The organism is Ferranicluibacter rubi (assembly GCF_011603255.1).
Lineage (GTDB): Bacteria > Pseudomonadota > Alphaproteobacteria > Rhizobiales > Rhizobiaceae > Ferranicluibacter > Ferranicluibacter rubi.
Window position 1 is genome coordinate 1 of sequence record NZ_JAANCM010000028.1, and the last position, 8,848, is coordinate 8,848.

The window sequence follows — 8,848 nt, forward strand, 5'->3', positions numbered from 1 at the left end:
CGCCATGACCCCGCCGCCGCCCCCGCCGGGTGGCCCGGAAGAGGCCAGGAAGGGCGATAAGGGGCCGCGCGGCCCCGAGGGTCATCGCCCGCCGCCACCGCCGTCGAAGGCTGCGCATTACCGCGTCGAGACGGACGACGTAAAGATCGATCTGAAATGCGCCGACGATGAGCCCGCAAAGGCCTGCGCTGATCTCTTGATGTCGACCATCGACAAGCTCGGAATCGCACGCAACTAATTGCTGCGTTAAAATATCGACCTGACACGAAGACCGACACCGGCTGGGAGCAATCCCCGCCGGTGTTTCTACGTTCGGAGAGAGGGACGTTCGTCCACGGCCGGCGTCATCAAGATTATCGCGAGCCCGGCAAAGGCGCCTTCCGCACATCCTTCAGAAGCGTGACCAGACCTTGAGCCTGATGCGCGGCCAGAGCCTCACCCTTCTCCTTCGTCGCCTGTGCCGCCTCGCCGACCGCGCCAGTGGGGTTGAGGTCGCTGGCGATCCAGGCATAAGCATGCGTGCCGGTGGCGCGCAGCAGCGCGAAATTCTCCTCGTCCTCGGCGACGACCGAGGGAAAATCCTCGGCCTTTTCCATATCGACGGCTTCCGGCCGGAAGTGCAGGATCAGGGACGTCTCGGCATCGCCGCCATGAATGCCGAAGCGATTTTCTACATCCGAGAACAGACCGTCCGGCTTGCCGAAGCGCGACCAGGAGGTCTTTGCGACCAGCATGTTTGCGGTCACGCGGAGCTCGCGCGCGACGATGCCCATGACCTCCTCGTTGCCGCCATGGGAATTGACGATGACTAGCTTGCGGATGCCCGCACGGGCAACCGACTGCCCGAGGGCAAGCCAATGATCGATCAGCACCGTCGCCGGGATGGTCAGCGTGCCCGGCGCATGCAGATGTTCGTTCGATTTTCCAACCGACTGGATCGGCAGAATGCGCAGGTCGAGATCTCCGGGCAGGAGAGGGATCAGCGTCTTCAACATGCCGCGCGCGATCGTTGCATCCGTACCGCAGCCGAGATGGGGCCCGTGCTGCTCCGTTGCCGCGATCGGCAGGAGCGCTATCGTCTCCATCGGGTCGATATCCTGAAAATCCATGGTCGCGAAATCGCCCCACCATACCTTGCGCTGCCCGCTCATGGTCTCGGTTCCTCTTCTGCCAATGGGGTCTCGACCGCAGCGGCAACGACCTCGATCTCCACCACGAATTCCGGACGTGTGAAGCCGCTGACGATCATCAGGGTCGAGGCGGGGGGATGCTCTGCAAACAGCCGGTCGCGCACGCGCATGTAGGGCGCCAGGTGTTCGCGGCCGGTCACATAGGCGTTGATCCGCACGACATGGGCAAGGCTCATGCCGGCACCTGCCAGGATCGCCTTTATATTGGCAAAGCAGATCTCCGCCTGCCCTTCGCAGTCCGGCGGTACGATGTCGTCGGCCCCAAGACCCAACTGCCCGGAGCAGAAGACGAGCCGGGCGCCGGGAGTGACGTCGACCCCATGGCTGTAGGCCGCCAAAGGCGGCGCGATGCCCGAGACGGAGATGGGACGATGCGCTGGTTTCAGCGCGGATGAAGATGTGGAGATTTCCGAAAAAATGCCTTGCAATTGTGCATGCCTCTTTTAGTATCATCGCATTCCGCTGATACAGTACACACTAGAAAGCCGATTACCACACCTTTCATCAGCTCAACTTATTCCGCCGCTCCCGGCCCAAGAAGGACCCTGTCGCCATGCCGAACTTGCCCGTCTCTGCATTCCTTCTTTCCCTGGCCCTTTCCGCCGCCGCGCCGGCGCTCGCGGCCGATAAGGTGACATTCGGCACGAACTGGCTCGCCCAGGCCGAGCACGGCGGCTACTATCAAGCCATCGCCGACGGTACTTATGCGAAATACGGGTTGGATGTGTCCATCCGGCAGGGCGGACCGCAGGCGGCCAATCGCAATCTGCTGATCGCCGGCCAGATCGATTTCTACATGGGCGGCACGCTCGGGTCGTTCGATGCCGTGGCGCAGGGCATTCCGCTCGTGACGGTCGCCGCCATCTTCCAGAAGGATCCGCAGGGCATCCTCGCGCACCCCGATGCCGGTATCGAGACCTTCGAGGATCTGGCCAAGGCCAAGACGATCTTCATGGGCAAGGAGGGCTTCACCACCTACTTCACGTGGATGAAGGCCAACTTCAAGGGTTTCTCGGACGAGCAGTTCAAGCCCTACCAGTTCAACCCCGGCCCGTTCCTCGCCGACAAAGCCTCAGCCCAGCAGGGCTACATCACGTCGGAACCCTTCGAGATCGAGCGTCAGGCCGGCTTCAAGCCGAAGGTCTTCCTGCTCGCAGATGCCGGCTACGATCCCTATTCCACGACGATCGAGACCCAGACGGCGCTGGTGGAAAAGAACCCGGACCTCGTACAGCGTTTCGTCGATGCCACGGCCATCGGCTGGTATAACTACATGCATGCCGACAACAAGGCCGCAAACGCCCTGATCAAGACCGACAATCCCGAGATGACCGACGAGCAACTGGCCTTCTCGCTCGCCAAGATGAAGGAATTCGACGTTCTGGAATCCGGCGACGCCAAGGAGGGCGGGATCGGCTGTATGACGGATGCGCACTACAAGGACTTCTACGACAAGATGGCGGCGATCGACGTCGTGAAGAAGGATCTCGACATCAAGAAATCCTACACGCTGCAGTTCACATGCAAGAAGGTGGGCATGGACCTCAAGAAGTCCTGATCCGATGAAGCAGGCCGTTTCCTCCGGCAATCCGGACGGCGCCGAACCGGCACCGGTCGCCGCATCGCCCCGCAGCGTGGTGTCGCTTCGCGACGTCACCAAGCGCTTCTCCAACGGCACACTCGCGCTTTCGCGCATGACGATGGACATCCGCAAGGGCGAGTTCGTCAGTCTTCTCGGACCGTCCGGCTGCGGCAAGTCGACCGCGCTGCGGATCATCGCGGGTCTCGGACGCCCGTCGCAGGGCATGGTCGACTGGCCGGCCTCGCGGATCGGGCGGGACGGGCGGCCGGATGCCGATATCGGCTTCGTCTTCCAGGAGCCGACGCTGATGCCGTGGAAGCCTGTGTTCGACAATGCGTTTCTGCCCCTTCGCCTCAAGGGCATGGGCAAGGGCGAGGCCCGCGACCGGGTGATGGCGGCGCTCGAAACCGTGGGCCTCAAGGATTTCGCCAAGGCTTACCCAAGGGAACTCTCCGGCGGCATGCGCATGCGGGTGTCGATCGCCCGGGCCCTCGTGACGGATCCGAAGCTCCTCCTGATGGACGAGCCCTTCGGCGCGCTCGACGAGATCACCCGGCAGAAACTGAACGATGATGTGCTGCGTCTCTGGAGCGAGAAGGATCTGACCGTGGTGTTCGTCACGCATTCCGTTTTCGAAGCCGCCTATCTCTCCAGCCGCATCGCCGTCATGGGCGCGCGGCCCGGGCGTGTCGTTGCGGATATGATGCTGCCGCGCCCGGAAGGTCGCGAGAAGGACGAGGGTTTTCGCGTGTCCGAAACCTATGGCGATCTCTGCCGATCGGTGTCGCAGGCGCTGGTCAGCGCGATGTATGCGCCAGCCGGCGAGGGAGCCTGATATGGAAGCGGTTCTGGATTCCGCATCTTCCGATGAAACACCCGGCCTCGGCCGAAGCCGGCTGCTTAAGGTGGCGGTCCCCGCCATCATGCTGGGACTGACCCTGCTCGCCTGGGAGGTCTATGTCCGCGTCAACGCTGTGCCGCCTTACATTCTGCCAGCGCCAAGCCTCGTCGCGCAGACGCTGGTCAAGGACTGGGGCACGCTCTATCCGGCCCTGCTCGTCACGCTGCGCATCACATTTTCCGCGCTGATCCTCGCACTCATCGGCGGCACGGTGCTGGCCGTTCTGCTCGTCCAGTCGAAATGGGTTGAGCTCGCGCTTTACCCCTATGCCGTCATCCTGCAGGTCACGCCGATCGTCGCCATCGCGCCGCTGATACTGGTCTATGTCTCCTCGACGCAGGCGGCGATCATGATCTGCGCCTTCCTCGTCGCCTTCTTCCCGATCCTGTCCAATATGGTGCAGGGCCTGAAGAGCGTCGATCACAACCTTCTCAATCTTTACGATCTCTACGGCGCTAGCCGCTGGCAGCAACTGCGCCTCCTGAAACTGCCGGCCGCCCTGCCGTATTTCATGACCGGGCTGAAGATCGGCGGTGGCCTGTCGCTGATCGCGGCTGTCGTCGCGGAGTTCGCGGCGGGCTCTGCCGGGGCCGGTTCGGGCCTCGCCTTCCGGCTGCTGGAAGCGCAGTACCGCCTCAATATTCCCCGACTGTTCGCGGCGCTGGTCCTCCTCTCGGCAACCGGCGTCGCCATCTTCGCCCTGACATCGGTCGTCGCCTGGCTGTCGCTGCGCCGCTGGCACGAAAGCGCGCTCGCGCGGGAGAATTGACGAACATGACGGATGACACAGCTTCCACCAAACATCTGATCCGGAAGGGCCGCGTGCCCGGAAAAACCGGATTTTCTGCCGTCGATATTCGCCTCTTGGATGGCGTGATCGACACCATCGCCCCATCCGGCACGCTCGTGCCTGCGGACGGCGAGACAGTGCTGGAGGCCGACGACGGCATCGTCCTTCCCGCCTTCGTCGATCTGCATACCCATCTCGACAAGGGCCACATCACGCCGCGCAGGCCCAATCCGGACGGTTCCTTCATGGGCGCGCTCAACGCGGTATCAGCCGATCGCGTGGCGAACTGGAACGCTGGCGACGTCGAGGCGCGCATGGAGTTCGCCCTGCGCTGCGCCTATGCGCACGGCACCGCGGCTATCCGGACGCATCTCGATTCCGCGCCGCCGCAAAACGGGATTTCCTGGCCGGTCTTCGCGCGGAAGCGGGAGGAGTGGGCCGGACGCATCGAGCTCCAGGCAACCGCGCTCTGCGGGCCGGATCATGCGCTCGACAAGGCGTTGGTCGAAGAGCTGGCCCGCACGGTCAAGACAACTGGCGGATCTCTAGGCGGTGCGATTTCCGTCTTCGACCGGGCCGGGGAAGCGATCGCCAACCTCGTGGACGCTGCCGGCCGCCATGGTCTCGACCTCGACCTCCATATCGACGAAAGCGGCGATACCGCTTCGCGCAGCCTGTCGCTGCTGGCTGATCGCGTGATCGAGACCGGTTTCTCCGGCCGCGTGCTGGCGGGACATTGCTGCTCGCTTGCGATCCTCGCCCACGAGGATGCAAAGGCGACCATCGACCGCGTGGCGGAGGCCGGCATCGCGGTGGTATCGCTGCCCATGTGCAATCTCTACCTTCAGGACCGTCGACCGGAGGAGACGCCGCGCTGGCGCGGGGTGACGCTGCTGCGCGAACTGAAGGCGGCCGGCGTCGCGGTGTCGCTCGCCTCCGACAATACGCGCGATCCATTCTACGCTTATGGCGACCTCGACATGCTGGAAGTGCTGCGCGAAAGCGTGCGCATCGGCCATCTGGACCACCCGGAGGAGAAGCTTGCCGACTGGTTCTCCGCGGTCGCCGCTGTCCCGGCGGCAACCGGCGGCTTTGCCTATGGCGCGACGCTGGAGGCGGGCGCGCCGGCCGACCTCGTCGTGGTGCGGGCCCGCACGCCCGGCGAACTCTTCTCGCGGCCCCAGTCCGACCGCACGGTCATCCGCGCTGGCAAGGTCATTTCGGCCAAACTTCCCGACTATCGCGACCTCGACACCCTTCTCGGAGTGACATCATGACGCTCGACGCTTTCCGCAACGACATCGGCTCCATCGCGGTCGAAGACAATCCGAAGCTGGTGCAGAAGAAGAGCCGCGATTTCTACTGGTATTCGCCGGTCCTCAAGCGCCAGCTCGATCACGTCACGGCCGATCTCATCGTCAGCCCGAAATCCGAAGGCGAGGTCGTCGAGGTTCTCGCCGCAGCCCACCGCCACGGCATCGCCATCACCCCGCGCGGCGCGGGCACCGGAAATTACGGACAGGCCATGCCGTTGGCCGGCGGCGTCGTGCTCAACCTTGCCGAGATGAACCGCATCATCGAGACGAGCCCCGTCCATGTGAAAGCGGAAACCGGGGTCATCCTCGAGAAGATCGACCAGCAGACGCGCGTGGCGCATGGCAGCGAGATCCGGTTCTTTCCCTCCACCTACCGCACCGCCACCGTTGGCGGCTTCGTTGCCGGCGGGTCCGGCGGTGTCGGGTCCATCCGCTGGGGCGGTCTGCGGGCGCTTGGCAACATTCTCGGCCTGACGGTCGTCACCTGCGAGGCAGTGCCGCGCGTGCTGAAGATCGAGGGCGCCGACATCCTCAAGGTCGCGCATGCCTACGGCACCAACGGCATCATCACCGATGTCACCCTGCCGCTGACGGCCGCCTATGACTGGATCGACAGCCTCGTCGGCTTCCCCGACGTGATGGCCGCCACCCGGTTTGCCGAGGCGCTGGCGCGTCAGGACGGCATTCTCTCCAAGGAGATCGCGGTGGTCGCCTCACCCGTGGCGCACGATTACTTCCCGCACTACCGCCGCTTCTTTGAACGCGATACTTCGCTCGTCGTCGTTATCGCCGCACCCCACGCCATGGACGCATTGGCGCTGCTCACCGCGCACCACAAGGGCGACCTTGTCTTCCGGTCGGATACGGTGCCGCCCGAGGAAAAACGCCAGTTTCCGCCGGTCTACGAGCTTTGCTGGAACCATACGACGATGCGGGGCCTGAAGGTCGATCCGTCGATCACCTATCTGCAGACGCAGTATCCGGATTTCGAGCATGTCCGCCGCATCCACGAGTTGCTTGGCGACGAGATGCCGCTACATCTGGAAATGATCCGCTTCGACGGGCGCATCGTCTTTTCCGGCCTGCCGATCGTCCGCTTCACCAGCGAAGAGCGGCTGGAGGAGATCATCGCCATTCACGAGAACAATGGCTGCCTCGTCTTCAATCCGCATCGCTACACGCTGGAGGAGGGCGGCATGAAGCAGACCGACGCTGGCCAGCTCGCCTTCAAGGGCGAGGCCGATCCGAAGGGATTGCTGAACCCAGGCAAGATGGTCGCCTGGGAAAACCCGGATTACGACTTCAACCAGAAGCGCAGTTGGGTCTTTGCCGGGCTGCAAAGCGTGGATGCGGCCTGAGCCATGGCGCGCGTCCTTCTCATCCACGCCCATCCGGTCGAAACCAGCTACAGCGCGCAATTGCGGGATGTCGCCCGGCAGGCGCTGGAGGCGCGGGGGCACGAGGTCGATCTGCTCTCGCTCTATGATGACGGCTTCGACGCGGTTCTCTCACGCGAGGAGCGGCTGAACTACCATGACGAAGCCGTCAACATCACCACTGACATCGCGCCCTATGTGGCGCGCATCCGGGCGGCGGATGCCGTGGTGCTCGTGCACCCGGTGTGGAATTTCGGCCTGCCGGCGATCCTGAAAGGCTTCTTCGACCGCGTGTTCGTTCCCGGCGTGGCGTTCACCATGTCGGCCGGCGACAAGGGCAAGCTCGTCCGCATCCTCCACAACGTCAAATCGGTCGCCGTCATCACCACCTATGGCGGCCCGCGCTTTCGCGCCATGCTCGTCGGCGATCCGCCGCGCAAAATTGCCCGCCGCGTGTTGTGGGCGATCTTCCGCCCGAAAAGGCCGGTGCGCTATCTCGCGCTCTATAATATGAACGGCAACGGTCCGGCCGAACTTGAAGCTTTCAAGGCGAAGGTGGCAAAGGCGATGGCATCGTTCTAGATTTTTCGAGGCAGGACGTGCCGGAGGAGGAGACAGCTTGGCAGGCGGCATCAAAACGGCGACCGACGCGCTGGAGGTCGGCGAGCGCACCCGCGGCGAACTCGACATCCGTCAGCTTCGCGTGCTGAAGACCCTGCTGTCGGAAAGCAGCGTTTCGCGCACGGCGGCGATCCATGGTTTGAGCCAGCCGGCCGTCAGCCTGACCTTGCGCCGGTTTCGGGCCATGACCGGCGATCCGCTTCTGGTGCGCAGTGGCACCGGCCTTGCGCCAACGCCGCGGGCGCAGGACCTCGTCACGCTGGTCGATCGGATCCTCGACGACATCGACCATCTTGCCGGACGCGAGGCGGATTTCGATCCGGCGACGTCGCAGAGGCGGGTGCGGATCGTCGCGGCGACGAGTTTCGGCCCCTTCCTCGTTCCCCGGCTTATCCGGCATCTGCGGCAGGTCGCGCCGCATATGATGCTGGAAATGCTGCCCATGCCGAGCATGGCGGCGCTTCAGCAACTGCTGGAGGCCGGCGAGGTCGATCTGGTGCTCGCCCATCGCCAGCCCGCCTCGCGCAACCTGCGCGGAGAGACCATCACCGAGTGCCGGACCGTCTGCATGCTCGACCGACGTCATCCGCTCGCCGGTGCGTCTGCGATATCCATGGACGATTACCTCGATCTCGAGCACCTGTCGCCGAACCCACCGCACGGCGCGTCCGTCAGCCCCATCGACGGACACCTTGCCGAACTTGGCCTGCAGCGTCGCATCCGCGCCAGCCTCTCGGAATATGCGCTGGTACCCATGGTGCTCGCCGGCAGCGATCTCGTCTTCACGACGTCAAAGCCGTTCGCGGATCATTTTGCCGCGCTGTCGGATATCGCCGTGGTGGATGCGCCCGAGGAATTCGGCGCCATGCCCGTCTTCCTGTTCTGGCACGAGCGGGCGCATCACTCGACCTTCAACGCCTGGCTCCGCCGCCTCGTCCGCGACATGCTCGTTTAGAAGTACGAGGCTCATGTCGCGGAATCTGGGGACAGGGGAATATGTTTACCCCCTGTTAAAGCGCGGAATTTAATGTTCGCCTCGACGCACGGGCGCGCGTCCGTCCGAGGCCCGGGG

Annotated in this window: 9 protein-coding genes and 1 pseudogene; 8 read left to right on the top strand and 2 right to left on the bottom strand. The window is 64.0% G+C overall.

The annotated features are described in order from the left end of the window. Nucleotides 1-238, top strand: a pseudogene (locus G8E10_RS25595) (hypothetical protein); the annotation flags it as partial. A 115-nt stretch (nucleotides 239-353) separates the two neighbouring features. On the opposite strand, the gene G8E10_RS25600 reads toward G8E10_RS25595, so the two are convergent. After that, nucleotides 354-1,151: a creatininase family protein gene (locus tag G8E10_RS25600; protein ID WP_110801274.1), complete on the bottom strand. Its 798-nt coding sequence runs from the start codon at nucleotides 1,149-1,151 to the stop codon at nucleotides 354-356. Continuing rightward, entirely contained in the window at nucleotides 1,148-1,555 is a 408-nt protein-coding gene (locus G8E10_RS25605; protein WP_110801469.1) for a Rid family hydrolase, read from the bottom strand. The genes G8E10_RS25600 and G8E10_RS25605 overlap by 4 nt, the downstream gene beginning before the upstream one ends. Before the next feature lie 188 nt (nucleotides 1,556-1,743). Between G8E10_RS25605 and G8E10_RS25610 the strand changes: the two genes are divergently transcribed. From G8E10_RS25610 to G8E10_RS25640, 7 genes are read left to right on the top strand one after another with little or no spacing between them, the layout of a single operon-like run. Further along, nucleotides 1,744-2,748 carry an ABC transporter substrate-binding protein gene (locus G8E10_RS25610; RefSeq protein WP_110801273.1) on the top strand — a complete coding sequence of 335 codons (1,005 nt, stop codon included), beginning with the start codon at nucleotides 1,744-1,746 and terminating at the stop codon, nucleotides 2,746-2,748. A gap of 4 nt (nucleotides 2,749-2,752) precedes the next feature. Further along, nucleotides 2,753-3,607, top strand: a complete 855-nt coding sequence (locus G8E10_RS25615; RefSeq protein ID WP_110801272.1) for an ABC transporter ATP-binding protein — start codon at nucleotides 2,753-2,755, stop codon at nucleotides 3,605-3,607. A 1-nt stretch (nucleotide 3,608) separates the two neighbouring features. Continuing rightward, nucleotides 3,609-4,442: an ABC transporter permease gene (locus G8E10_RS25620; protein ID WP_245420111.1), complete on the top strand. Its 834-nt coding sequence runs from the start codon at nucleotides 3,609-3,611 to the stop codon at nucleotides 4,440-4,442. A gap of 5 nt (nucleotides 4,443-4,447) precedes the next feature. Continuing rightward, on the top strand, nucleotides 4,448-5,740 hold the full coding sequence (locus G8E10_RS25625) for a cytosine deaminase (protein ID WP_110801270.1): 1,293 nt from the start codon (nucleotides 4,448-4,450) through the stop codon (nucleotides 5,738-5,740). After that, the gene (locus tag G8E10_RS25630) at nucleotides 5,734-7,137 is read left to right on the top strand and encodes an FAD-binding oxidoreductase (RefSeq protein WP_425530882.1); all 1,404 of its coding nucleotides are present in this window, start codon (nucleotides 5,734-5,736) and stop codon (nucleotides 7,135-7,137) included. The genes G8E10_RS25625 and G8E10_RS25630 overlap by 7 nt, the downstream gene beginning before the upstream one ends. Before the next feature lie 3 nt (nucleotides 7,138-7,140). Next, the gene (locus G8E10_RS25635) at nucleotides 7,141-7,737 is read left to right on the top strand and encodes an NAD(P)H-dependent oxidoreductase (protein ID WP_110801268.1); all 597 of its coding nucleotides are present in this window, start codon (nucleotides 7,141-7,143) and stop codon (nucleotides 7,735-7,737) included. 37 nt (nucleotides 7,738-7,774) lie between these two features. Then, on the top strand, nucleotides 7,775-8,731 hold the full coding sequence (locus G8E10_RS25640; protein ID WP_165910689.1) for a LysR family transcriptional regulator: 957 nt from the start codon (nucleotides 7,775-7,777) through the stop codon (nucleotides 8,729-8,731). Nucleotides 8,732-8,848 lie beyond the last annotated feature (117 nt).

Coding starts and splice junctions, on each gene's coding strand:
- G8E10_RS25615 (WP_110801272.1), top strand. CDS start 2,753: ATGAAGCAGGCCGTTTCCTCCGGCAATCCGGACGGCGCCGAACCGGCA.
- G8E10_RS25625 (WP_110801270.1), top strand. CDS start 4,448: ATGACGGATGACACAGCTTCCACCAAACATCTGATCCGGAAGGGCCGC.
- G8E10_RS25635 (WP_110801268.1), top strand. CDS start 7,141: ATGGCGCGCGTCCTTCTCATCCACGCCCATCCGGTCGAAACCAGCTAC.
- G8E10_RS25600 (WP_110801274.1), bottom strand. CDS start 1,151: ATGAGCGGGCAGCGCAAGGTATGGTGGGGCGATTTCGCGACCATGGAT.
- G8E10_RS25620 (WP_245420111.1), top strand. CDS start 3,609: ATGGAAGCGGTTCTGGATTCCGCATCTTCCGATGAAACACCCGGCCTC.
- G8E10_RS25610 (WP_110801273.1), top strand. CDS start 1,744: ATGCCGAACTTGCCCGTCTCTGCATTCCTTCTTTCCCTGGCCCTTTCC.